Genomic DNA, 25355 nt, shown 5'->3' on the forward strand with positions numbered 1-25355 from the left:
CTTTAAAGAACCTTACCACAGTAAAATGCAGTAAGGCTCTTTCATTTTCATATCAAATAACAGCTCTTAACGCATTGATAATCGTATTAATACCAAATAGTCTCAGCATAATTATATGCATCACTATTCGGAATTGCATGTTTCCCTTGTGCTTGTGCCTTTCTTGGATCTAAATCATATACCATTGGCGTATAGCATGATGTTTGCCCTTTATTCACGACACCATTTCCTCCAGCGCTTCCGCAAGTATATGCCTTTCCATCGGTTTTTCTGACGATCCTTGCATCAGCTTCGTTATTATAAACCGCTGCACGAGTTACAGTAACTTTTGCCCATGCTGTCTTACAAGTCGTGCTAAATTTTAATTCTACATAAGAATTTGAATCAATCCACTTCTTTTCTTTCGTTACCGCTGATTGATCACAGCTATTGTAGTAAGGACTTTTCCCATCATATGAATGGTCTTCTGCAAATGCTTTATCATTATTCGTCGTACTAAAAACACTAGTTATGACGAGCAATGCCAGACAAAGACATGCGCTTACCTTTTTAAAAAGCTTCATAGAATTCCACTCCTTTATTAATAACGTCCAGTTTTCCCATAGCCATTATTAATCGTCACCGCTTCAGCATCAGCTGTATAACCAAAATCAGCAGTTAAATCAAATACCATTCCTGTATAGGTGCTCGTTTGCCCCGTTTTAATTGCTCCATTACCACTATTAGAATCTACTGATTTTTGAAATACACCATTTTTATATTTATTAATAACAGCGTAAGCATATACTCCTCCAGAAACAGCAGGTGCTGGTTGATCTAAAACAAGCTTAGACCATGCCGCGTGACATTTATTACTGTAACGTAAATACACTGTTCCTACTTTTTTACTACCTTCATACACCGCTGTAGACTTTGCATTAAATCCATCTGCATCACATGTTGTACTGCCTCCGTATACTTTCGTTGTTGCTGGATTCTTCCCGTCATAATAACTACTCAGATCGGTTGCTGCAAATGTACTTCCTTGAAAACTAAATAATACCCCTACACTCGCTACACTTAACACACATACTTTCATTAACTTTTTAAACATTGTAAATCTCCTCCCTCAAAATAAGTACGTATACTCAAGACAATCTCCTCCCTATGTACGCCCCTCCTTTCGTGCTGCCTAGAGGCATCTTACAGAAACGAATAAAAGTTGTAAATTCCCTTACGATTATTGGAATATACGAAGAAATTTACTTATCCTTGTAAGAAAAAAAGTTGAGAAATACACATTTTATAGCATTCTATATTTAAAACAAAAAAGAACCGATACTTGTTATATTCAAGCATCGGTTCTTTATACAAAATTGCCATTTTTTCTTTTATATAAAATAAATATTTCTCCACTTAATCCGTTGTAAAAAACTCCCTCGTTACATCAATAAATTGCTGCAGTGGCACTGTCATCCATTTATCTTTATGCCAAGCAATTTGTGTAAAAATCGGAGAGATTGCATTTTCTAAATGTAACTCTTTTATCGTCCCCTCTCGTATATCTTTTTCTACTACTATTGCTGGCAAAACTGCTATACCTAAATCCGCAATGACGCATTGTTTAATTGCCTCGACACTAACAAACTCAATCTTATTTGCTGGATATATGTCTTTCGCACGAAATAACTCTTCAAATAAAGTCCGATATGAGCACCCTATTTCTGTTAATAAAAGTGTTTCCTTCTCTAAATCTTTTATAGAAACGGAAGTTTGCTGGAGTAAATGATGCCCTGAAGCAGCTACTACTTTTAATTCTTCTTTCATAAGCGGCTCCACATGTAAAGCATCTTCTGTTTTACATTCGTCCAAAATAAATGCAAAATCGACTTTTCCCTCCATCAATTGCTCCTTCGCATCTTTATTGGAATGCGCTGGTTTAAATATAAGCTTTATTTGAGGAAATTGTGCTTTAAACCTCTTTAATATAGATGGAAGCCTATATGTACACTGACTTTCTTGTGCACCAATCGTTAACGTACCAGCTATTTCTTCATCATCTTTCACAGCCATTTTCGCTTCGTTACTAAGTGCAATCATCTTATCAGCATATAGTTGAAACTTCCTTCCTGCTTCAGTTAAGAAAAGACGTTTCCCTAATCTTTCAAATAACGGCGCACCTAGCTCAGTTTCTAACGTTTTAATTTGCGCTGTCACGCTCGATTGAGCAAAGTTTAATTTCTTCGCAGTTTGTGTAAAGTTCAAAGTATCCGCGGCTATTTTAAATGTAATTAACTGCTTTATCTCCATTTATCGTCCCTCTTTTCAATCGATATTTCCGATTGATTTCATCGAAATAATCCTGTTTGTCTATTGATATTTATATTGTATGATAAAGAGCATCGACAAACAATATAAATGGAGGTATTCCATATGAAAGCACTTTGTTTCGAAACATTCGGAGATGCTAATGTACTTCAATATAAAGAAATCTCTGATCCAATCATTAATCCAAATGAAATTCTTATTCGTACGAAAGCAATTGGTTTAAATTTTGCTGATATTTATAGACGCCGCGGCGATTATCATCTCGCTGGTAATCCGCCCTATATATTAGGCTATGAAGGCGCTGGTATTGTTGAAAAAGTAGGAGCTAATGTTACTACTATCAGCCCTGGAGACCGTATTGCATTTGCTGACGTTCCATTTGCAAATGCAGAACTAGTTGCCGTCCCATCAGAAAAAGTAATCCCACTACCAGATTCTATTTCTTTTGAAACAGCCGCTTCTGTCTTATTACAAGGATTAACAGCACATTATTTAACGAAAGATAGCTATCAAATAAAACAAGGTGATACAGCTTTAGTCCATGCTGCGGCTGGTGGCGTTGGTCAACTTCTTATTCAAATGATTAAACTACAGGGCGGAACAGTAATTGGTCTTACGTCATCAACCGAAAAAAACAAAGTAGCCACGTTAGCTGGGGCTGATCACGTATTTTTATATACGGAAAAATGGCATTCAAAAGTACTTGAAATAACAAACGGCACTGGAGTAAATGTTGTATATGAATCAGTAGGTTCTACATTAGAGGAAAGTTTTAACGCTACTAAAATTGGTGGTACTGTCGTATTTTACGGAATGGCCGGCGGTAATCCTGCGCCTGTTGATCCACGTATGCTTATGGATACTTCAAAAACTTTAACTGGTGGAGATCTTTGGAACATTCTTACTACGTATGAAGAACGCAAAAAACGCTCTACTCAATTATTTGATTGGATCGCAACTGGAAAATTAAACATTGCGAGTCCTACTACATTCTCTTTACAAGACGGTGCTCGCGCCCATGAATTATTAGAGAGCAGAAAAAGTACAGGGAAGATTTTATTAATTCCATAATTGTTCCAATAAAAAAAGAAGCTTTATCAAGACCTAAATTGAAAAAAATTGATAAATGAAAGGAGATAACATATTTTATATGACTAATATGTTATCTCCTTTCTTCTTCAAATAACGGGCCAGTATAGCTTTCGAATAAATTCTGATAATTTTTGTGCTCCTTGCTCAATTAAAACGCTCTTTAATTGAATATGGATTTTTTTATTTGTATATTGCTAGGAAATTATCATTTCATTTTTGAGTAAGATTACGTACGGATTTATGCTAAAAACTAGAATTCGATCCTATAACGACAGTAGCGTCTAGTTCCTCGTCTCTAGCCACTCTTGTGGTAAGCCCAGCACCAGCAAAGATTTCAAAGGTCTGAGTTGCCTGCATTTTACTCGTCTCTATTAAAAGATGCCCTCCCGGTGCGAGCCAGAGAAATGCTTCTTTTGCTACTCTTCGCTGAATGTCGAGTCCATCCTCTCCTCCGTCTAGCGCCACATTCGGTTCATGTAGGCGGGCCTCCTGTGGAAGCAGCTTTATTGCCTCGGTAGGAACATAAGGTACGTTGGCAACTAAGATGTTCACATGGCCTTTAAGTGCGTGAGGCAAAGCTTTATACAAGTCACCTTCAAAAACATGGCCACCGAAATTTGTTACGTTGCGGCTAGCACATCGTACTGCGACAGGATCAATGTCAACAGAATACAATTCAACTCGTCCTAAAGCTGCCGCCAGAGCTACACCGACAGCACCTGAACCGCAACATAGATCAACGACGATATCACCAAAGCATAACAGAGCTTCTGCTTGGTGAACAAGAAACTCGGTACGTTGACGAGGTACGAAAACACCTCGGTCCACTTCTATCCGCAACCCACAAAATTCTGCGTATCCAACAACATATTCAAGTGGTAAACCATCGGCTCGCATTTCCACCATTCTCTTGAGGTCCTCTGGAGTTCGGGCTGCTGAAATAAGTAACCGGGTCTCTTCTTCTGCGAAAACACAACCCGCGCTCTGAAGCCTGTTAATTATACATTTTTCCGTTTTATTGTCCAAAAAGGAATTACATTCTTTTCCTATTTACCTCACCACTTTTTCTTATTTATAACCCTGTATTCGCTAAAAATTGGATGTATCCTTTTTAACAAAGTGGTCCTATTCAAAAAAATACGCCCTTATTCAATTAAATGACCCAATTGTTGAACAAAGAAACACTCTACACAATAGAAAAACTTACCATAACATCCCAATATAACCTTATAAATGATGTACTAAAAAAATGAAAAGGAAGCTAGATTTCTCTACCTTCCTTTTCTTATTTCTATATGTGATTTTTTATATTTCCACACTTTCTTTCCCTTTTGCAACATAACTCATATCTCCAACTGACTCGACTGTATATGTTCCATCTTGATATACAATCTTCGTCACACTAGCATTTTCCACTCCAAGTTTCGTTTTACTACTGTCTAGCATTTCTATTAAGGTAGTAATCAATAGCCCATGAACGACAACTAAAACGTTACCGCCACCATCTTTAGCTGCTTCTTCACTAATTTTATCTATCTCTGCTTTTATACGAGTAGAAAATAACTCCCAATTTTCCGCCTGTTTCGTAGGATCTGCTGCTCTAATAAGATCAATAACTTCTTGAATAGAAAACTTCATAAGTTCTTCTGGTGATGCAACGCCTGCAGCTTTTCCAACCACATCCCACATATTTTCAAGTTTTTCACCTTCAAAAATACCGAAATTTAATTCTCGTAAATCTTTTCTTTTCTCAAGTTTCAATTTTGATTGCTCACTATATTTTAATACTAAATTAGCAGTTTCAATCGCTCGGCCGCTATCACTACTATACGCACTTGTAAAATGAATATCTTTTAATCCCGTTCCTAAATTAGAGGCAACTTCCACACCTTTTTCTACTAACGGAGAGTCTGCCCAACCTTGCGCGCGATGGTTCGTATTTAATATTGTTTTACCATGTCTTGTAACATATAACGTAACTACATTGCTATCTGTTTCTCGATTCTTCATTCTTTTTTCTCTCCCTTTACATTTCTATCTCAATTTTACCACCTCAATTATTCATTGAGCAAAATATACGTAATTAAATTTGCTTAATAAAAAAGCTATCTTTCTGTATATCCCTACAAAAAGATAGCATCTTTTATGATTACATTTCTTAACCGATACTCCTACTCTGCAAAAGCACTCGAATATTGTACAATTCCTTTTACACCTTCAAGAGCATTCTCCCTTAATTCCATCACCATAAACACTTCATCTGGCACTTCAAATGGTGCTTTTATGTTCCACTCACTTGCTTTTTTAAAACCAAATTTCGGATAGTATTCTGGATGTCCTAACACTACAACTGACCCGTATCCAAGTTCTTTCGCCTTTTCTAACGCAGTTACAATAAGTTTTCCACCAATCCCTTTTTTCTGATGGCCCGTAGCAACTGATACTGGTGCAAGCGCTAATGAATCTACAGAAGCTCCATCCTTTTCTATCGTAATTTTCGATAACATAATATGACCGACTATTTCCTCGTCTACCGCAACGATAGATAACTCAGGAACAAACGCGTCACATTCTCTAATACGCTTTACAAGTTCATGTTCCTTTTTATCACTAAATTCTTCATTTAAAAATGCTTGTTGTACAACTTCTTCCGTTTTTCTATAATCGGTTTGTCGTTCTTGTCTAATCGTTACCATTTTAATTTATCCTCTATTCTTTCTTATTTCTTTTTGGATTTTACGAAGTGCTTTTTTTGATCCACGCTCAATGTCGTGTTGCATTTTTCTTTCTTTATAATCGACAAATAGTGTATTTAAATCGTATCCCTCTGGATATAATTCTTTTGCTGCTACCTCTAAAGTAATACATTTTACATTTACTTCAACAAATTCACCGTTATAATATACAACAACATTATAGAAATTATCTATTTCCTTATAGATAATGCCAAAATCATCATAGTCTAATAAATTTACACGATCACCGATTTTGTACTCGTAATGATTTTCTCTTTTTTCTTGCACGAATTTCGGTTTTCTAATTTTACTTTCATTTACTTTTTCTAATGCGTATTCTTTATTTCCCATGTACTCTTTCGCTCTTTTCAGTACATGTTCTCTTACGTTCATTTTATTTGCAATCCAAAGCGCATTACTTTCACCTGATTTACCGATTACTAATTTATAAAGTGGTTCTAACGTTTCACTATTAAATTGCATCGCTGCATTCATAAAATCATCGTGCATTTCTGAGAAGCGTTTAATTTCACCGTAATGCGTACTCGCAACTGTAATACATCCTGCAAGATAAAACTCCTCTAAAATAGAAATTGCAAGTGCTGCTCCTTCATTCGGTTCAGTCCCGCTTCCTATTTCATCAAATAATAGCAACGTATTATTATTTGACATCCTCATAATCTCAGATAAATTTTTCATATGTGATGAAAATGTACTTAGTGCATTTTCAATACTTTGATTATCACCAATATCTACAAATACATTTTCGAAAATAGCAATTTCGGTTTCTTTATCTCCAGCAATATGCAAGCCTGACATTGTCGCTAAAGTTAACAATCCAATTGTTTTTAGCACAATTGTTTTCCCGCCCGCATTTGGTCCTGTAATAATTAAACTACGGTAGTTTTGACCGATTTCAAAGTGTAGCGGTACTACTTTCCCACTTAAAAGCGGATGCTTACAATTTACTAAATGAATGTAGCCATGATCATTTAATTTCGGTTCTATCCCATCGATCGATTTACTAAACTTCGCTTTCGCAAATACCATATCATATTGACTAATCAATTCCATATTAATTTTTATATGATAAATGTTTTCTACTACTATCCCTGATAAAGTCGCTAAAATTTGATACTCTTCCATCGCTTCTTCTGCTTTCAAACTTGCGAGTTCTACATTTAACTTTGTAACTGTATGCGGTTCTATAAATACAGTAGAACCTTTAGCGGACGCTTCAACTATACTTCCCGCTACTTGATTTTTATAAGAAGATTTAATTGGAATCGTATACCTATCATCCTTCTTACTAATAAAGAATTCTTGAATATACTTCTTATTTGCACTACTATTTAAAAATTTCGTTAAACGCTCTTTTATTTTTCCTTCTACAGAATCAATGTTATTTCGAATTCTTTTTAACTCTTTACTCGCAGCTGCATCAATACTATTTCCTTTAATAGAAAAGTTGATTTCCTCTTCAATACTTTTATATTCAGTCATTGAATTTGCATAAGAAGCTAATACTGGCGCAAAAAATTCTTTATCTAACATAAACTTTTTAATCTTTCTACATCCGCGTAAAAAGTCTGAAACACTTACTAACTCTTCAGGGTCTAAAATCATACCTTTTTCTAATTTTTGAATTGTACTTGCAATATTTGAAATGCCGAAGAAAGGAACATGCCCTTCTGCATCTACTATAGCTCGCGCTTCCGTCGTTTCATTCAAGCGGTTTCTCACTACTTTTATACTCGTACTTGGCTCTAATTTATTTAATAATTCCTTACCTAATCCACTTACACAATATGATTTCACTATTTCCTTTAATTCGTTATATTGTAACTTTTCAAAAGTCATCGTATTCATTTTGTTTCTCCTCACTATGATTGATTTCTATCATCAATGAAGATACCTACTCATTAGATTCCAATGAGCCCTACATTATTCAATTACCATTTTTATACATTAAAAATATATACAAAAAAGCTGCGGGGATACCGCAGCTTTTACATTTACAAGGCATGAGTAATAACATATGAGGAAATAAACCATAAAAAACGGATGGCAATCCCCTTATTACACGCTTTATAAAGTATTGTAGGTATCTTCATAGGTATCGAAATAAATCCATGACAAAATTAGGGGTATGCTATACATAAAAAATCCCCTGGTCTTATCCGATTTATTTCATTCAATTTTTCCTATTTAGTACCTACCGCACTCACAAAAAGCACCTCTCATTAATTTATATTATAGTCATTGAAATCTAATTTACTGAAATCATCATACTATATGTTTTGTAAGAAGTAAAGGTGTCAGACTATTCCCTTGCAGATTGTAAAGCTTTCATATAATCAGCCTTTTTCTCAAGTGTCTTTTTCGCCTCTTCAGCCGTTACTATATAATCTACCGCAATATGTAGTAATACATCCTTATTAGCATTTGGCAGCTGAATCGTTATATCATCCACACAACTCTTACTATTTTCAATCGTTTTATTAAATTCCTGAATACTTCTTGCAACTTCCGCTAATGTTTCCATATGCACAGAATTGTTTACATCTAAAACAATATTACTTTTAAAAACTGCCGTATAATACTGTTGCAAGTTTTTCTTTGCTATTTTTTCCTCAGCATTCTTATTGGAAACATCGTCCCCAGTCTGCAATTGATTAAAAGTAAATATAGTGTTATTCTTTTTCTCTTCATAATATGTGTTAAACTTTCCTTGTAAATCAATGGTTTTCTTTTTCATTTTATAATTATCATTATTTACTTCTGGAGAGATTTGTCCCTCGAAATAAAGTTGAAATTGCAAATGCGGTTCATCGACTTGCTGTACAGTAGCTATCCGCCCCTTGGGACCAAGGAAGTCCTTTCCATTGCCCAATGTTTCAACGCCGTTTAATTTAACCGCCATACCATACTCCGCTTTTGTATAACTTTGTGCTTTTTGTTCAATTTCTTCATCCGATATATCACATGATGTTAATAGTAATAAACTAAGCATTATGCTACATTTCATTATTGTTCTTTTCATATTGCCGCTCCTTTTGCTACTACCACCTATACAGAAATGTCCTTATGGATTTTAATTTACGATTTATATAAAAAACTTCTTCTAATAACCACTACATCAAATCACCTTCGCTGACTTACATAATAAAAATTCATCACTTTACCTTAGAAAGCCCTAATAATCATAAGTACAAAAACATTAATTATCATTTTACACTTATGGTGTAATTTTACACTATAAGCGTTTTATCGTAAAGCAAATATAATATCTATTTAAATCACATTAAAAACATACTAATATTTAGTTCTATAGTAATCACAGTAAGGAGATGTTCTTCAAGTACGAATAAGAGAAAACACGGGTGACATCATTTATTCCAATGCATTTCTTGTTATTTCAAAATTCGACTAGTTCCTTTATTAAAATAAAGATTTAGGAATGATAACAATATAAAAAGAAGAGGAAAACTTATATTTCAGTCTACCTCTTCTTTTCTATCAACAATTCACTGCTGAACATATATGGAAACTGATCCTCCACTTACATGGAACTGTCCCCATCCGTCCTTATTAATTGTTACAGTATTTGTTTGATTACCTGTAATATCGCGCCATACTTCCCCTGCATTATTCTTTCCAACATCCATCCACTTTGATCCTCCTGGTCCATCAGAGATTAATGTTGCTAAACCAGAATTAGCATGTACACTATCACCTTCTCTTGTCCAGCCAATCACATCTGGATGGTCTAAATAATCACGCTGCGTACCATATGCAAAGTTTTTTCGTGCTGTCAAAATCGGATCAATTTTATCTTTTAGCGCTGGAATTTCATAACTACTATTTCCGCTTGTCCCATAGTAATCACCATAAAAAACGGAAGGATAGCCCTCTGTACGAGTTAAAATAAATGCATATGCTAACGGTTTAAACCACGGACTTACTACAGATTCCAATGATTGTCCAGGCTGAGAATCATGATTCTCAACGAGAGTTACTGCGAGTGCAGGATGATTTTGCATTACTGTTCCATTTAAAATATTTCTCATATCATAATTCCCATTTCCTTTTGAAGCATAATGAAAATTATAATGCAGTGGTGCATCAAATACAGATTGATTATAATTGACTTTCGCTAAATAATTATTTAAAGTCTGGATATCATTTTGCCAATATTCAGCCACCGTAAACATTTCTTTCCCCGTTTGCTGCCTGACATGATTTACCCAATCGCGTAAATATTCATGATCAATATGTTTAACAGCATCTAAACGAAAGCCATCTAAATTTAATTCATTCGCATACCACGTCCCCCAATTTTTCATCTCATTCGCAACATCTGGATGATCAAAATCAAGGTCTGCATACATCAAATAATCATAATTTCCATTCTCGCTAGACACTTCCCAGTCCCACGCTTTACCTATCCCCCTAAATTTATAAATTCGATTTAATTTCCTTCCTTCATCCCAATCCGTTCCGTCAAAATGATACCATTTCCATTTGAAGTTAGAATACGTATCTCCTCGCCCAGGAAAGTTAAACCCTGTCCATGCATTAATTTCATAATCACCTGATACTTCAATATTTCGATTGTTACGGTCTACCTCAACAGCTGTTACAGTTTCCGTATAATCCGCTCCCCCCTTATGATTCATAACTACATCACCGTATACATCGATGTTTTGCTTATGTAAAGCTTCAATTGCAGATTTCAATTGTGCTTTCGTCCCATATTTCGTCCGCACTGCTCCCTTTTGATTGAATTCACCCAAATCATATAAATCATATGCTCCATATCCTACGTCATTTTGCGTAGTTCCTTTATATGCAGGTGGTATCCAAACAGATGTAATTCCTTTTTGCGCTAAATTTTCAGCATCAGTACGCAAACGATTCCAATGATTCCCATCATTCGGAGCGTACCACTCAAAATACTGCATTAACGTTCCATTGTTAACTGTATCTGCATATGCCTTACTCTCCCCATATATACCAGGTAAAAACAAAACAACTGACAATCCGACTATTGTTATTCTTTTAAACATCTGTAGACCATCCCCTTCCAAGAAAACGTTTGCATAGTTTATCAGAATTATTATAATATTCGTTCCACCGTTAGTAAAGTAGCAATCTCTCACTCTCCCACATTATTTTTAATCTCACTTCAAATATTCAACGTAGTTTTCATTTCACATCTTATTCAAGATTGTTTACAATTTATCTATAAAAGCATAACGGAGGGATTTCTATGACCGACTTTCAAAAGCAATTTTTTGCAAGATTAAATATAGAAGAAAAACACAAAGTTTCATTTGAAGATTTACCCAACCTTATGTACGCAATGGCACAAACTGTTCCTTTTGAAAACTTAAATATTCTCGAAAAGAATTTTAAAGAAATATCAAAAGAAAATTTGAAAGAGAAAATTTTAGTAAATAACCGTGGCGGTCTTTGTTATGAACTCAATCCTACTATGTATTACTTCCTGAAAGATTCTGGATTCGATGTTCATCTCGTTTCAGGAACAGTTTATAACGCTGCAAACTCCATATGGGCTGTTGATTCTGGCCATATCGCAACCGTTTTAACACATCATAATGAACTTTATTTAATTGAAGTAGGATTCGGATCATACTTACCTCTTGCCCCTGTCCCTTTCTCAGGTGAAGTCATTCACTCTGTTACAGGAGATTATCGTATTCGTAAAGAAATGACCGAAAAGGGAAACTACATGTTAGAGATGCGAAAAAATAATGAGTTTTTGGATCAATCTTCTACTGATGATTGGATGTTAGGCTATGCATTTTATATAGAAGAAGTGGATGAAGAAAAAGCAAATGCAGCACAAAAAATTATTGTTGAACATGAAGGCTCACCATTTAACAAAGTACCTCTCATTGTAAAACTAGCTGAAGGTGGGCATGCATCTTTAACAAAGGATAGTCTCACAATAGCGAAAAACGGTAAAAAAACGAAAGAAAACGTTACAGATGTGCAATATAAAAACCTTTTACATTCAAAATTCGGAATTACATTATAATTTTTTAAGCCTTGCCATTTTAGCAAGGCTTTTCAATTTTCAGCAGGGATTTTTTGCAATTTGTTGTATTTCATAGTTATATAGGAATATAACTACATATTTAGAAAGGAAATGATTATGACTGAACTTAAAGATCGACTACAAGTAAATGATAAAGAGAAATGGGATTTAACGGATATTTATCATACAATTGAAGATTGGGAAAGCGATTTTCATAAAATTGAATTATTAACGAAAGAATTACATGAGTTTAATGGACGTATTCACGATGGCAATAGTTTATTAGCCTATTTAACAAAGAGTGAAGAAATTTCTAGCATAATATCTTTAATGTTCGCTTATGCACGATTACAATCTGATCTTGATACGCGTGATACTGACGCTCAATCTCTTGTCGATAAAGTATCACAATTACATGTGAAAGTAAGTGCGGCTAAATTTTTCTTTTCCCCATTCTTACTTAGCGTAGATGAAAACACATTACATTCTTACATAGAAGAAGCAGAAGGTTTACAATATTATAAAGAAGACTTATTTGAATTGTACCGTTATAAAAAACACGTATTGAATAAAGACCAAGAAGAGATTTTATCACAAATGGGTGAAGCACTTTCCTCTCCGCAGCATACATACGGCATGTTAAATAATGCGGATATACTATTTGGTGAAGTGACTACTGATGATGGAAAAAAAGCGAACTTAACACGCGGAATGTATGCAAAATTAATAGAAGATGAAAATCGCGAGAAACGTAAAGAAGCCTATAAAGCTTATTACAAACCATACGTTCAATTAAAGAATTCTATCGCTTCTACTTTATCTGCTGCTATTAAAAATAATGTTACTGTTTCAAAGCTAAGAAACTATCCATCTGCTTTAGAAAAATCATTATTTGGCGACATGGTTCCGAAAGAAGTATATGAAAATTTAATTGATACGACGAAAAAAAACATTCAATCACTACATACTTATAATGAACTTCGAAAAGAAAAATTACATGTAGATGAACTACGCCAGTACGACTTGAGCGTTGATTTAGTAGCTGGTGTAAAACAAGACATTCCATATGATAAAGCGTTCGACGTAATGATTGAATCACTGGCTCCTTTAGGTGAAGAATATATTGAAACATTAAAGAGCTTTAAAGATAAACGTTATATCGACGTGAGAGAAACGCCAGGAAAACGTTCCGGCGCTTATAACTTTGGTGTATATGGTGTTCATCCTTTCATTCTTTTAAATCATCATGATGATTTAAATAGTCTTTTCACTCTTACTCACGAATGTGGGCACGGTATGCATACGCACTACTCACACGGATACCAACCAAGAATTTCTGCACACTATACTATTTTTGTCGCAGAAGTCGCTTCTACAGTAAATGAAGTGCTATTAATTCATCATTTATTAAAAGAAGCAAAAGATGCTGATGTACGTAACCATTTAGTAAACCATTTCATCGAGAAATTTAAAGGCACTTTCTTTACACAAATCATGTTCGCTGAGTTTGAAAAAATCACACATGAAATGGCACAGCAAGGTAAACCATTAAATGCCCAAACCTTTAGCGAGGTTTACGAAAACTTGTTTAGAGAATATAATGGCGACTCCCTCGTATTTGACGAAGAAGTAAAATACGGCTGGGCTAGAATACCGCATTTCTATCGTCCATTTTACGTGTACAAATATGCAACTGGATTCGCTTCTGCAATCCAAATTGCCGATAAGTTATTGAGCGGCGATCCAAATGCTCAAAAACATTATATTGAATTCCTTAAAGGCGGAAGTTCAGACTACCCATTAAACTTACTGAAAAAAGCTGGTGTTGATTTAACTACGCCAGAGCCGATTGAGAGTGCATTAAATCGTTTTAGTGAACTTGTTGAAGAATTTTCAGCATTATAAAAAGCATGCAGAGTATATACTCTGCATGCTTTTTTCATTTCGGTTACTTTATGCTAAATGTTGCTGCGTCACACAGTGAATCATGCCACCATACGCATACAATTCATTCACATAAATACCAATAATTCTTCTCCCTGGAAACTGACCTTCAATAATTTGCAGCCCTAACTTGTCATGTTCATCTCCATATATAGGAACCAATACAACTTCATTTCCGATATAAAAATTCAAATATGAGCCCTTACAGTCTGCTTCTTTTACCACTTTTCTTGTCACTGGTACTGGTATGAGCTGAAATGGCTTTCCATCTATATTTCTTGCTTGTCGCAATTCTTGATAATGCTTTTCGTACGCCTCCAAAAGATACGGCTCTCCTTCCTTAAAAGGATCATATTCATACAGAATCGTATTTTTATTTACAAAACGTGCTGCCCCGTCAATATGGTAATCCGTATCTTCATCATAATTATCCTCACCGCGAATACCAGTTATCCATATAAAATTCGTTACCCCCAAATACTTCGTTAACTCTATTTCAATCTCTTCCTGACTTAGTGTAGGATTTCGATTTTCATTTATAATAGAAGTTTTCGCTGCCATTAAGGTTCCGTTTCCGTTTATCTCAATTCCCCCACCCTCTAGACAGACACTAGATTCAACTTTTCGAATACTATACATTTCACTTATTTTCGCCGGAATAACAGCATCCTTTTTATACGGATATTTCTCCCCCCAGCCATTAAATATCCAATGTGTTAAGCAGAGATTGCCTTTCTTATCCTTTACAAAGATTGGTCCATTATCTCGTATCCAAACATCATCCGTTTCTTCAATTAAAAAATCAATTTTATCCATATCCACTTTCGCTTCCGTTAACTTCGATTGGACATGTACTTTTTCTTTCTCATCATATACAACAATATGCACAGTTTCTCCGTAATGAAGCTCCTTTACCATCGTTACCCAAATATCATCTAACTTAGCTCTGTATCCTTCACCTCTATGAGTTCTATCATGAGGCCATTGAAGCCATGTCCCCTCATGTTTCTCCCATTCTGCAGGCATATAATACAAACTATTTTCTATATTCCTCATACATATTCCCCCCTTCTCTGAATGTAAGTACAGTCTATACTTTGACATCGTGTTAAGGTCAACAGGAATATCTTCATTTACTTGTAGCAACTTTATAAGGTGATTCTTTACTTCTCCTTGTGATACACTATTTCTCCTTGTAAAACCGTCACCAAAACTTTCGCATTCGGAATCTTATCGGCACTCATTTTAGTAATATCTTCATTCAGTAATATCATATCAGCTGATTTTCCAACTTCTATCGAGCCAGTTATATTATCAAGCCCTAATGCTTTCGCTGGCTTAATTGTATAAGCATCAATAGCTGCGTATACATCAGACAGGCCCTTTTCATCAATGCTTAATGCATTCGAAATCGTCACAAGTGGATTCAATTCATTTACATCCCAATCACTACTAAGTGACACATTCGCACCGGTTTTCCAAATTCGCCCTAACGGCATAATTCGTTTCATTTGCTGATTTGTAAAATACGTACTTGCCCAGCTTTGTTTTGGATCTTCCGCAAAATCATGGCCTACTTGAAAATCAGCGCTAATACCTAATTTAGCAAAACGATCTATATCACTATCTTCTACCATTTCCACATGCGTAAGTGTATACGGCTGCTTTGCGCCTTCTTTTTTCGCTGCTTCAATCGCATTTAAACTCTCTCTTACCCCACCATCGCCAATTGTGTGAATGAGTGCACCGTATCCAATTTTATTAAGCTCCGTTAACCACCATTTCATTTTTTCTTCCGGAATATAGTTCAAGCCATACGGGGTTCCTTTAAACCACTCAAATTTATATTTTTCTAGTGTTTTTGCAGTACTATTAATACTAATTCCATCACTATACATTTTCACTTGATTAATAAGCATGCGGGATGACAGATCATCACGTTTAATTTTTTTGAAATACTCCATTTGTTCTGTTTCATTTAAATTTGGATATACCCATGGACGAAGTACTACTCGTGTTGTTAGCTTTTTTTCGTCATTTACTTTATTCCAAACGTCTAACCAGCCTCGCTTCCAATAAAGACGTCCATCACCGACTGTAGTAATACCATTCTTCGCAACCTCATCTAAACCGTCTAACAAACCTTCATAATTTTTTTCAAAAAGATTTGATTGAGAGTTCCATGCTTTTTCCATCACGATATCTCCTGCTGTATCATAAAGAATACCAAACGGTTCTCCTGTCTCGGAATCCCGAATAATCCTTCCACCTTGTGGATCTTTCGTATCTTTATTTATTCCAGCTAACTCGAGTGCCTTTGAATTAACCCATACAGAATGGGAGGTTCTTTCCATAATTAATACTGGATTATTAGGAAATAACTCATCAAGAACTTGTAATGGGGTTTGTTGTTCTGATTTTTCGTCCATATCTTTTAACAATGCTTCCAAACTGAACCCCGTTCCACTTATCCATTCGCCATCTTTCACACCTTTTTTACAAGCCTTTAAATACGAGCGTTGTTTTTGCAGAGAAGCATCTGGTGAAACACTACAATTTCCTGCTGCTGGTGATTTTGCTTCAAATATATGGTTATGATTGTCCACAAAACCAGGAAGGATAAAACGTCCTTGTAAATCCACCACTTTCGTATCTTCATTTATGAATTCCTCTACATCCTTGTTTGAACCAACAAATATAATTTTCCCCTCTTTAACGGCTACAGCCTCTACGATGTCTTGCTTTTCATTTGAAGTATAGATTGTACCATTTTTAAACACTACATTTTTAGGTAACTGACTTGGTAGTACAGCGCTACCACTCTCACCTTCTCCTACTCCAGAAGTACATGCCGAAATCCATACCATACTTAGAACAAGACAAATAATCATGATTGTTCTTCTCATATTCTCTCTCCTTTTTATTATGATAAATTGCTTTCATACATAGAATAAGGATTGACATAATGTTAATGTCAATCCTTATTCTCATTCTATTTTCGTAACTAAAAAACAAATTTGTGTCACATACTCTTCTGCTAAACAATCACATTCAGGTCCCTTTATATAAACCTCATATGGCGAATTAATTATTACATACCCATTTCTTTCAATCCATTCTTCTAACGCTATATAAGCGTAACCTATATAGTCGTAACTTCCATAATGCATAGTAGTAACGATATGATGTGGACTTAGTTGTTTTATTTCATACTCTTGTGCTACGTCTTCATCATTCCCCTGCATAACCGGAATTCTTAACTCAATATCACTGTTACTTGGAATATATTCTTCATCATAAAAGACTGCAGATGGAGAACCGACTATTTGAAAGTTATTTTTTTGTACCTCTTCATATAAGTCATAAAAATAATCATCCATATCATCTATATCTATTTTTACTCTTTGAGTAATTAGCGTTACTTCATTCCTCATTCCCATTAATATATCGTAACTTCTATGACTAGCAATATTCAGACTACTATTCATCTTTACCATTTCATTCATTTCTGAAATAACCTGTAAATTTTGCTTCACTTCATGAGACAACTCGATAATTTGTGATTGTATGTGTTGAGCAAACGAATCTTGATCTGATGACTGCAAAACAATTTTAATTTTCGGAAGAGGAAATTTATACTCCCTTAGCTTTTTGATTTTCAACGCTACTTCCAGCTGCCCTTGTTCATAATACCTATACCCATTAACCGGATTCACATATGCCGGTTTTAATATCTCCTCTTTGTCATAATGTCTTAACATCCGTGTACTCATTTTACAAATCCGAGAAAACTCAGCGATGGTATACATATCAATACTCCTTGAATACATTTTCTTTTCATTACTTATTTATTAAAACCAATCAAAAATCTTCCTCATTGAAAAATCTTCATTCTGATTTTTTAATCCCCTCATTTTTGAAGGTAACAAATGACTTGGACAATACCATGTCAAACAATTCATCGCGCCTCCCATTGTTGCTATTTCTCCTACATGAATTTGAATAACTTGTTTCTCCGTATACTGTTGAATATATCGTAAAACTTCCTCATCTTTAGCTAATCCAAACTTAGGGACGTAAAGAGCATCACATGATTCTAACATATTTATATACAACCCTTTTGCCGATGCTATCTCTTGATCATATTGTCCTTTCTCTGTATATGATGAAGGAACAACTATAAATTCAGCTTCTGGCATTTGTTCTTGAATAATCTCTTGAACATTATATCTAAATTCATGATCTCCTAAAAAATCACTAATAAACATTGTATGTTCATCAATAAATTTAACCATTCCGTCTGCGTGTGCTAGTACATCCCCTTCTTCAGCAGGAATAATAATAACTCGACTCACATCTAAATCCCATTCTAACTGCTCAATAATTTCCTCTTCTGTCCAATCATCGTTATCATCAAATATGCGTTCTGTTAATATTACGGTATCTTTTTTATTCCAAATAAGATTACCACCATCTAATATTAATGGGGATTTCACATATTCAAAATCGTTCTTTTTTAACCATTTATTAAACTGTTGATCTAAATATCGCCCCTGATCATCCGGCAAATAATTTGGTCTATATTTAAATTTAACTAGATGATTTGTGACAACCGGTGCAACATCTCTTAGCCAAATATCATCATACTCAAAACAGCTCGTATGAAAGTCTTGTTCTTCAACAGATAAAGATATAAGTTGATCCGCAAATGATTTCTTTTCATTTAAACATTCATTAAAGTAAATCAAGTCTTCATAAAATGGTTGATAATATTCATTCGATTCGTCTGGTATTGCAGTAAAAATAATGCCATTATGTTTTTGTTCCATATTATTTACCTCACTTTTTAAAAATTGTTATATAACTGCTTTCACAAAGCCAACTATTCCTCAATTCATTTCTCTTTTCATTACAACTCATGCCACATGTACATTTTATGAATGGATTATAGCATGGAGAAATATTATATATTTATATAAAAAATATAAAGCTGACGTTAAGCCTTAAATTGACTCTTGACAAGGTTTTTAAATACCATATTTTAAAACAACAATAAATGATTAAATGATTTTTTTATCACGATTTAAACCCATTACTTCTAATAGATCGTTTTGATTATATAAACTTACTAAATGCGCTTCTATTCCTATACAAATTCCTTCTAGCGGAAGATCATTTGGATCCTGACCAAAGGGATCTTCAATTTCAACCCCTATCGCTTCAATACCTATGAATGCAAAACTTATAAATGTAGTCGCAAGTACTGTAAACCAACCGAGACTATCAACAAGACCAATCGGTAAAGTCGCACAAAATATAATCAATAAAATTTTTATATGAGCAAAATACGCAAAAGGAATAGGTGTTGTTTTGATACGATCACATCCACCCACAGATGTAAGTAACATATTCAAATCCGTTTCCATGCTAATTATCGCATTTGGATGAATTTGACCCGTTTTCAAACCTTTTGATAGTATAGTTTTTAACATAAAAACTATACTAATCGGTAAATGATTGGACTCAACCAGAAAAGCTTTTTCCTTCTCAGAACAGACAGCAAGCAATGATTTCACTTCAGATAAATTTTTTCCCTCTCTTAAGTGTCCTTTCGCTAACTTTGGAAATGCAATTAACAAATGTAAAAATTTTATTTTTTCCTGCTCCATACTCTTCCCTTTAGAATCCCAATGACACAAAAAACTAATTGCTAAATTTCTAGTACAAGCACCAATTGTGCCAAATAGCTTTCTACCTTCCCAGTACCGATCATAGGCAGTATTCGTACGAAACACTAATAGTAATCCTAAAGCTCCTCCGACAATTACCCACGGTGTTTGATTTATATTTATTTCTGCATAGTAATAATTAATCACAGCTACTATCGTTGAAATACACGTATATAATACGATTTGCGGGAAAATATCTCTTATAATTGTCCCTTTTAATGTAAATATTTGATGTAAACTATTTTGATTATTGTAATGAACCATATTTACAAAAACCTCTTTCTCTATTAACCTTTTATTCTTTTAAATCATGAAAGTATACAATTAAATAATAGAATCATAAACCCTATCATTATGAGGCTGGTTAAGATTATTTCTTTCAATACTGTTACTCCTTTTTTCAAAAAGATAAAATATCTTATTTAATTCAACAACAAATGTCCACTATTCTAAATCACGACGCATTATTTTAGAATTTGCAATGAATAAGGCGCTAATTAATACAAGAATCGCACAGGCGTATAACAATGAATCTATGGGACTATCGTGATCAATAATAATGAGACGAACGATAGCTGTTATACCTATATAAATAAAATATCGTAATGGGAAATGAAAATTCATTTGAAAATACTTTATAATCATTACAATAAATTCAAAATATAAAAAGAATACGACGATGCTATCAATCAAATGATAACTAGATTCTTCACTATTTATTTTCAGCTCTTGTATAAATTGAATGACTTCTTTCATTAGAAACACACTTAATACAACCCCTAAACAAATCAAAGCTACATTTAAAATGTACTGTAGAACGATAGGGAAAAACGAAAATATTATTTTAAAATTCTTTAACACAAATATTTTTCTCCTTTTCCATATAAAACGAAAAGTGAATACACACTATAATTCATTTATCATTACATTTATATTTTTTATTGTTACAAATAATAAGGAATGACAAAATAGGCAAGATAATCTTTCACCTATTTCGTCTATATAGCAGCACAACGAAATTCCAATCCATTACTTCAATGCAATCGGTTGTTGTTGCGTAACACAATGAATCATACCGCCATTTTTATAAAGCTCTCTCACATCAATGCCGACTACTTTACGATCTGGGTATAATTTCTGAATCGTATCGTTTGCGATTTTATCATTTGGATCATTATAATTAGGAACCAATACCACTGTATTCCCAATATAATAATTGATATATGACCCTTTATAATCGAGAATTTTTCCATTTTCTAATACAACTTTTTCTTTACTAAGCGGTAAGTATTCATACTTATACTTCTTTCCTGAAGCATTTTTTGCATCTAACAATGTTTCCATATCTTTGTTAGACAATCCCCATTCAGCTAAGTCATCTTCTTTCATCGTTATAATGGTAGATTTCTCATGAAATTTAGCGAATCCATCAATATGAAAATCAGTAATCTCTAAATTAGGCACTCCGTCTAACCAAATAAAGTTTGTCACACCTAGGTCACTTATATATTTTTCAATTTCCTTTTCTGATAAATCAGGATTTCTATTTTTATTTGTTACTGCACTTCTAGTTAATAATGCGGTCCCATTGCTATCTAATTCAATTGCACCACCTTCAAGAACAAATTTCCCCCAATCAATTCTTTCAATCCCTGATTGTTTGCTAACATTCTCACGTATACGTGCATCATTTTTGTAAGGCGTTTTCTTCCCCCACCCATTAAATGCTGGATCTAATATTTTTAAGTTTTTATTATTGTCATAAACAAAAATTGGTCCACTATCTCTTGCCCATACATCATCAGTAGGGGCTACAAAGAAATCAATCTTCTCCATATTTAATCCTTCATCTGTTAAAAGCTTATTAATTCTCTCTTTTTCTTCTTGATCATATGCAACAATATGGACCTTTTCGCCCTCTGTTAAAGAATTTGCCATTTTAACCCAAATAGGTTCGACTTCTTGTTTATACTCTTTACCATATGTGTATTCATGTGGCCATTGCAACCATGTACCTTCATGTTTATCTTTTTCATCCGGCATCGTATATTTACCAACATTTTTTTGTTCCTCTACTTTTTCACTCTCTTTCCCTGTAGCATTTTCATTGTTCCCCTCAAAAGAGCATCCACTAATAATCGTTGTAGATAATGTAGCCATTAAGCAAAACTTTACTATTTTTTTCATTTTGTAAACCTCCTGTTCTTGTCTCCAATAATGTAAAGCTTCACATAGTGTTAAGCTCAAGCTTTTTTATCGATGTAAAATTTACCAATTAATCTTCCTCATAAATTCAATACGAATAGATAAACTTCACGCAGCAGCTTTCCTATATTTAACATTCATATCATTTAACTTCCTAAATAAAATTATTCTACTATTCCCCCTGCATAGTTACTTCTTCGTTGAACATTCAAAAAAAAATCGGTATTGATAAATTCATATCAATACCGATTTAAAAATCATTATTTTGCTTCTATTAAATCACTCGCCATTTTCCTAAACTCTTGATTAAATGCATCATTCATACCATTTTGGACATTAGAGAATAATATGACAAACGTTTTTTTATCCCAGTTAAAATTATTAAAAGTATTCCAACCTGCCAATACGCCGTGGTTATGATAATAATCTGGATACGTATAGAAACTAAATCCATATTTTCTTGCAGGTGATGCCGTAAACATATCTAATACACTTTGTTTAGATAACAGTTTTCCATCCATTATTGCCTCATCTAATCTTTTCATATCTTCAACAGTTGTATACATTTCACCACACCCATACAACCAGTTCATTTTTAAGCGGGGTGCAGCTATTAATTCATTATCTTTTCTCGTATAACCTTCTGCTAAAAAAATATCTTCTGGGAGAGTCGCCCCCATTCCAGATTCATGCATGCCAGCAGAAGTAAAAATATTTTCTTTGACGTATTCAGCGAGCGGTTTATTCGTAATTTTTTCTACAATATATGCAAGCACCATATAATTATAGTCTGTATATTTCCAGCCTGTCCCTGCAGGAAATTGCAATTTTTGCGCTCCAATCCACGTTACTAACTTTAAACGTGACCCCGCATCCACCCTACCTTGTCCTTGATCTGGCAAGCCAGATGTGTGTGTTAATAGATTTCGTAACGTAATGTTTTTATCTGCTGGAAACGATGGAATATACTTATTTACATTGTCTTCAATATTTAATTTTCCTTTTTCTTTTAGCTGCATAATAGATATTGCAACGACCGTTTTCGTAATAGAACCAATACGATATTTCGTTCTTGGCGTTGTTACTACTTTATCTTTCACATTCGCATATCCATAACCTTTTCGTAAAATCACATGATCTTTACTAGCTACAAGAACGCTCCCATTAAATCCTTTATCTTTTAAATATTGATCTAGTTTTCCAGCTACAGCTTCATAGCGTTTTTTCTCAGTTGCATTAACTTCTTGCATATCGTCCTTTTGCTTACTATTTACATTAGAAAATGCCCTTATATCATATTTCTTACCTTTATTTGCATGTATGAGTGCAACGACACTCCCACAAAAAATAGCAAAAATAAAGAAAACGATTAACCATTTCTTTAGCATAATAGGAACCCTCTTTTATCTAGTTTCACTTAACATGCATCCATTCTATTCTATATCTTTTAATTTTCAAACATTTTATAATACTATCTATTATTCACCTAAATGAACTAGATTCCTTTTTCTCATATTCAGTTTTTGGCTACTCTCTATTGTATTTCTTTCTTGCAAAATTTCCACCTTACAATCGGATGCACCCTACTATAATTTCAACATCTTATGTAACATTTGTTACACACGATAAGAAACGGAGTTGTTACGATGAAAAATACTGACAAACGCAATCGCTTAAATGATAGGACGTTTCATTACAGGGTAACAAAAAATAACATAGTTTTAATTGAATATTACAGAAAACAGATTATGATATTAAAAGGAAATGACGCTAAAAAATTTTTATACAAAATAAATCATGCACATAACGATACAGAAAAACAACTCATTATGGCCAAAGTAACAGGCAATTTCAAAAGAGGAAATGAACGTAACTGAAAACGAATCTCATTTATATTTTAATTATACAACATATAAAAAAGAAATGTCGCTCATTCGGCATTTCTTTAGACTTTCTTCATAAAAAGTTTACATTGCTAACTTTCTTTTATTTGTACTATATAAAGTGAAACTTTAATCAGTGGTGTTTTGTCCGTCCCCACTGATTATTAGCCCACCCCAATCCGGCTTTTACTTGCTGTCCGGCAAATTGCGGGATAAACTCACTGCCGAAATACTTAGTAATATCACTATACACAACCACGCATACGTATACCCTTTCTCGTCCACAACATAACCAAATAAAACAGGTGCAATAGTAATCGCAATTTGATTTAATGTAAGTGCTACACTCACTGTTATTCCTACAGATTCTTCACTTGCCAATTCAGCAACTTCGGCTATAAAAAGACTAAACCAACCAATTGAAAAGAAGCCTAACAATGCGCTTACACCATACAATACTCCACTCGTTATTGTATGTATACTCATTACTAACAATAGAACCAAACCGATAGAAGCACAGACAGCTATAAATAAAGGTATACGCCGATTCCCCTTATAAAACACATCACTAATAGCTGCTAATACAACACGACCAATCATTCCAGAAAAGAACATAACTGAAAATACTGTTCCAGCTACAATAGATGTAATTAATTGTTCTCCTGCTAAAAATTTCATGAAGTGTCCAACTAACACCATTTGTAATGAAATCATGCAAATACCCGTCATATAAATGGGATACAACTCTTTTTTACATATCACTACTTTTAGCTCCGTCCAAAAGGAAATTTTAATATGTCCTTTCCTCGCTTCCTCCTGAACATATGGCTCTTTATAAAACACAAAGAATAATACTCCTCCAATTATACAAATGCATGCAATACTATTTATCGCGTAAGTGACATTATATTGTATTGTAAGAAACGGAATTAACACTCCCGCTAACGCGCCACCAATCGGTATACCAGCTTGCCTTATTCCCATCGCTAATCCACGATTTTCTTTTGGGAACCATTTTAAAATCACTTTACTTCCTCCTGGCTGGGAAACACTATAAAACATGCCTATTAATAAAAGTACAAATAATAACCCATTAAACCCACTTACTATATTAGTCAGTAAGAGCGAACTCCCTAGCAAAAATGAACTTATAGAAATTAATATTTTTTCATTATATTGATCAAGTAGCCTTCCGACAAAAAGCATACAAAATAACGGTCCTATATTTACAATACTTACTAACAATCCACTCTCCGTATTCGTAAGTGCATATTCTTCTTTCCAAAATAAAGCGAAAACCCCGACACCATATGTTATAAGTGTCGCTGTTGTTTGAGCAATCATCGCAACAATTAACATAACCCACTTATAAGTACTATTCATCCTTTCCTCCATT

The 25355-nt window shown here is 34.1% G+C and carries 22 protein-coding genes and 1 pseudogene; 5 read left to right on the forward strand and 18 right to left on the reverse strand.

Going from position 1 to position 25355, the window contains the following annotated elements:
• Positions 1 to 86 precede the first annotated feature (86 nt).
• The 3 genes from ATN06_RS17615 to ATN06_RS17625 form a co-directional block, all read right to left on the reverse strand.
• On the reverse strand, positions 87 to 563 hold the full coding sequence (locus ATN06_RS17615; protein WP_060631718.1) for a DUF2690 domain-containing protein: 477 nt from the start codon (positions 561 to 563) through the stop codon (positions 87 to 89).
• A gap of 17 nt (positions 564 to 580) precedes the next feature.
• Complete coding sequence (locus tag ATN06_RS17620) at positions 581 to 1093, reverse strand: DUF2690 domain-containing protein (RefSeq protein ID WP_060631719.1); 513 nt, start codon at positions 1091 to 1093, stop codon at positions 581 to 583.
• A gap of 302 nt (positions 1094 to 1395) precedes the next feature.
• Entirely contained in the window at positions 1396 to 2289 is an 894-nt protein-coding gene (locus ATN06_RS17625) for a LysR family transcriptional regulator (RefSeq protein ID WP_060631720.1), read from the reverse strand.
• A 123-nt stretch (positions 2290 to 2412) separates the two neighbouring features.
• Between ATN06_RS17625 and ATN06_RS17630 the strand changes: the two genes are divergently transcribed.
• Positions 2413 to 3378 (forward strand): quinone oxidoreductase family protein, encoded by a 966-nt coding sequence (locus ATN06_RS17630; RefSeq protein WP_060631721.1) that lies wholly within the window; start codon positions 2413 to 2415, stop codon positions 3376 to 3378.
• A 264-nt stretch (positions 3379 to 3642) separates the two neighbouring features.
• Here ATN06_RS17630 and ATN06_RS17635 read toward each other — a convergent pair whose 3' ends face one another.
• The 5 genes from ATN06_RS17635 to ATN06_RS17655 all read right to left on the reverse strand — a co-directional run bounded on the left by ATN06_RS17635 (position 3643) and on the right by ATN06_RS17655 (position 9177).
• Entirely contained in the window at positions 3643 to 4425 is a 783-nt protein-coding gene (locus ATN06_RS17635; protein ID WP_088116109.1) for a putative protein N(5)-glutamine methyltransferase, read from the reverse strand.
• Between the two features lie 279 nt (positions 4426 to 4704).
• Entirely contained in the window at positions 4705 to 5409 is a 705-nt protein-coding gene (locus ATN06_RS17640; protein WP_060631722.1) for a histidine phosphatase family protein, read from the reverse strand.
• A 161-nt stretch (positions 5410 to 5570) separates the two neighbouring features.
• Positions 5571 to 6095, reverse strand: coding sequence for a GNAT family N-acetyltransferase (locus tag ATN06_RS17645; protein ID WP_060631723.1), 525 nt, complete (start codon positions 6093 to 6095; stop codon positions 5571 to 5573).
• 6 nt (positions 6096 to 6101) lie between these two features.
• The gene (locus tag ATN06_RS17650) at positions 6102 to 8003 is read right to left on the reverse strand and encodes an endonuclease MutS2 (protein WP_060631724.1); all 1902 of its coding nucleotides are present in this window, start codon (positions 8001 to 8003) and stop codon (positions 6102 to 6104) included.
• A 454-nt stretch (positions 8004 to 8457) separates the two neighbouring features.
• Positions 8458 to 9177, reverse strand: a complete 720-nt coding sequence (locus ATN06_RS17655) for a hypothetical protein (RefSeq protein ID WP_060631725.1) — start codon at positions 9175 to 9177, stop codon at positions 8458 to 8460.
• A gap of 303 nt (positions 9178 to 9480) precedes the next feature.
• Between ATN06_RS17655 and ATN06_RS29655 the strand changes: the two are divergent.
• Positions 9481 to 9567: pseudogene (locus ATN06_RS29655) on the forward strand (exosporium leader peptide); the annotation flags it as partial.
• Between the two features lie 94 nt (positions 9568 to 9661).
• Here ATN06_RS29655 and amyS read toward each other — a convergent pair.
• Positions 9662 to 11203 (reverse strand): alpha-amylase, encoded by a 1542-nt coding sequence (amyS, locus tag ATN06_RS17660; RefSeq protein ID WP_060631726.1) that lies wholly within the window; start codon positions 11201 to 11203, stop codon positions 9662 to 9664.
• A 203-nt stretch (positions 11204 to 11406) separates the two neighbouring features.
• On the opposite strand from amyS, the gene ATN06_RS17665 reads away from it, so the two are divergent.
• Together ATN06_RS17665 and pepF are read left to right on the forward strand one after the other, a co-directional pair.
• The gene (locus ATN06_RS17665) at positions 11407 to 12198 is read left to right on the forward strand and encodes an arylamine N-acetyltransferase family protein (RefSeq protein WP_060631727.1); all 792 of its coding nucleotides are present in this window, start codon (positions 11407 to 11409) and stop codon (positions 12196 to 12198) included.
• Between the two features lie 117 nt (positions 12199 to 12315).
• Entirely contained in the window at positions 12316 to 14103 is a 1788-nt protein-coding gene (gene pepF / locus ATN06_RS17670) for an oligoendopeptidase F (protein ID WP_060631728.1), read from the forward strand.
• Between the two features lie 48 nt (positions 14104 to 14151).
• On the opposite strand, the gene ATN06_RS17675 is transcribed toward pepF, so the two are convergent.
• The 8 genes from ATN06_RS17675 to ATN06_RS17710 form a co-directional block, all read right to left on the reverse strand.
• The gene (locus ATN06_RS17675; RefSeq protein WP_060631729.1) at positions 14152 to 15198 is read right to left on the reverse strand and encodes an agmatine deiminase family protein; all 1047 of its coding nucleotides are present in this window, start codon (positions 15196 to 15198) and stop codon (positions 14152 to 14154) included.
• 107 nt (positions 15199 to 15305) lie between these two features.
• The gene (locus ATN06_RS17680; protein ID WP_060631730.1) at positions 15306 to 17048 is read right to left on the reverse strand and encodes an amidohydrolase; all 1743 of its coding nucleotides are present in this window, start codon (positions 17046 to 17048) and stop codon (positions 15306 to 15308) included.
• 81 nt (positions 17049 to 17129) lie between these two features.
• Positions 17130 to 17951, reverse strand: a complete 822-nt coding sequence (locus tag ATN06_RS17685) for a MerR family transcriptional regulator (RefSeq protein WP_060631731.1) — start codon at positions 17949 to 17951, stop codon at positions 17130 to 17132.
• Positions 17952 to 17993: 42 nt separating this feature from the next.
• Positions 17994 to 18971 carry an agmatine deiminase family protein gene (locus tag ATN06_RS17690; RefSeq protein WP_060631732.1) on the reverse strand — a complete coding sequence of 326 codons (978 nt, stop codon included), beginning with the start codon at positions 18969 to 18971 and terminating at the stop codon, positions 17994 to 17996.
• A 231-nt stretch (positions 18972 to 19202) separates the two neighbouring features.
• Positions 19203 to 20135 (reverse strand): bestrophin family protein, encoded by a 933-nt coding sequence (locus ATN06_RS17695; protein ID WP_060631733.1) that lies wholly within the window; start codon positions 20133 to 20135, stop codon positions 19203 to 19205.
• Positions 20136 to 20315: 180 nt separating this feature from the next.
• Entirely contained in the window at positions 20316 to 20732 is a 417-nt protein-coding gene (gene psiE, locus ATN06_RS17700) for a phosphate-starvation-inducible protein PsiE (RefSeq protein WP_060631734.1), read from the reverse strand.
• A 168-nt stretch (positions 20733 to 20900) separates the two neighbouring features.
• Complete coding sequence (locus ATN06_RS17705; protein WP_060631735.1) at positions 20901 to 22058, reverse strand: agmatine deiminase family protein; 1158 nt, start codon at positions 22056 to 22058, stop codon at positions 20901 to 20903.
• A gap of 278 nt (positions 22059 to 22336) precedes the next feature.
• Positions 22337 to 23464, reverse strand: coding sequence for a serine hydrolase domain-containing protein (locus ATN06_RS17710; RefSeq protein WP_060631736.1), 1128 nt, complete (start codon positions 23462 to 23464; stop codon positions 22337 to 22339).
• A gap of 258 nt (positions 23465 to 23722) precedes the next feature.
• On the opposite strand from ATN06_RS17710, the gene ATN06_RS17715 reads away from it, so the two are divergent.
• Positions 23723 to 23953, forward strand: coding sequence for a hypothetical protein (locus ATN06_RS17715; protein ID WP_060631737.1), 231 nt, complete (start codon positions 23723 to 23725; stop codon positions 23951 to 23953).
• Between the two features lie 192 nt (positions 23954 to 24145).
• On the opposite strand, the gene ATN06_RS17720 is transcribed toward ATN06_RS17715, so the two are convergent.
• Positions 24146 to 25354 (reverse strand): MFS transporter, encoded by a 1209-nt coding sequence (locus ATN06_RS17720; protein ID WP_088116115.1) that lies wholly within the window; start codon positions 25352 to 25354, stop codon positions 24146 to 24148.
• Between the last annotated feature and the right edge of the window lies 1 nt (position 25355).

It is taken from the genome of Bacillus thuringiensis, assembly GCF_001455345.1.
Lineage (GTDB): Bacteria > Bacillota > Bacilli > Bacillales > Bacillaceae_G > Bacillus_A > Bacillus_A thuringiensis_N.

Bases quoted from the DNA above. Each gene is read 5' to 3' on its own strand.
- ATN06_RS17715 (WP_060631737.1), top strand. From the start codon at position 23,723: ATGAAAAATACTGACAAACGCAATCGCTTAAATGATAGGACGTTTCAT.
- ATN06_RS17685 (WP_060631731.1), bottom strand. From the start codon at position 17,951: ATGTATACCATCGCTGAGTTTTCTCGGATTTGTAAAATGAGTACACGG.
- ATN06_RS17630 (WP_060631721.1), top strand. From the start codon at position 2,413: ATGAAAGCACTTTGTTTCGAAACATTCGGAGATGCTAATGTACTTCAA.
- ATN06_RS17695 (WP_060631733.1), bottom strand. From the start codon at position 20,135: ATGGTTCATTACAATAATCAAAATAGTTTACATCAAATATTTACATTA.
- ATN06_RS17710 (WP_060631736.1), bottom strand. From the start codon at position 23,464: ATGCTAAAGAAATGGTTAATCGTTTTCTTTATTTTTGCTATTTTTTGT.
- amyS (WP_060631726.1), bottom strand. From the start codon at position 11,203: ATGTTTAAAAGAATAACAATAGTCGGATTGTCAGTTGTTTTGTTTTTA.
- ATN06_RS17620 (WP_060631719.1), bottom strand. From the start codon at position 1,093: ATGTTTAAAAAGTTAATGAAAGTATGTGTGTTAAGTGTAGCGAGTGTA.
- pepF (WP_060631728.1), top strand. From the start codon at position 12,316: ATGACTGAACTTAAAGATCGACTACAAGTAAATGATAAAGAGAAATGG.
- ATN06_RS17640 (WP_060631722.1), bottom strand. From the start codon at position 5,409: ATGAAGAATCGAGAAACAGATAGCAATGTAGTTACGTTATATGTTACA.
- ATN06_RS17615 (WP_060631718.1), bottom strand. From the start codon at position 563: ATGAAGCTTTTTAAAAAGGTAAGCGCATGTCTTTGTCTGGCATTGCTC.
- ATN06_RS17650 (WP_060631724.1), bottom strand. From the start codon at position 8,003: ATGAATACGATGACTTTTGAAAAGTTACAATATAACGAATTAAAGGAA.
- ATN06_RS17675 (WP_060631729.1), bottom strand. From the start codon at position 15,198: ATGAGGAATATAGAAAATAGTTTGTATTATATGCCTGCAGAATGGGAG.
- ATN06_RS17625 (WP_060631720.1), bottom strand. From the start codon at position 2,289: ATGGAGATAAAGCAGTTAATTACATTTAAAATAGCCGCGGATACTTTG.
- ATN06_RS17690 (WP_060631732.1), bottom strand. From the start codon at position 18,971: ATGGAACAAAAACATAATGGCATTATTTTTACTGCAATACCAGACGAA.
- ATN06_RS17645 (WP_060631723.1), bottom strand. From the start codon at position 6,095: ATGGTAACGATTAGACAAGAACGACAAACCGATTATAGAAAAACGGAA.
- ATN06_RS17680 (WP_060631730.1), bottom strand. From the start codon at position 17,048: ATGAGAAGAACAATCATGATTATTTGTCTTGTTCTAAGTATGGTATGG.
- ATN06_RS17705 (WP_060631735.1), bottom strand. From the start codon at position 22,058: ATGAAAAAAATAGTAAAGTTTTGCTTAATGGCTACATTATCTACAACG.
- ATN06_RS17720 (WP_088116115.1), bottom strand. From the start codon at position 25,354: ATGGAGGAAAGGATGAATAGTACTTATAAGTGGGTTATGTTAATTGTT.
- ATN06_RS17665 (WP_060631727.1), top strand. From the start codon at position 11,407: ATGACCGACTTTCAAAAGCAATTTTTTGCAAGATTAAATATAGAAGAA.
- ATN06_RS17655 (WP_060631725.1), bottom strand. From the start codon at position 9,177: ATGAAAAGAACAATAATGAAATGTAGCATAATGCTTAGTTTATTACTA.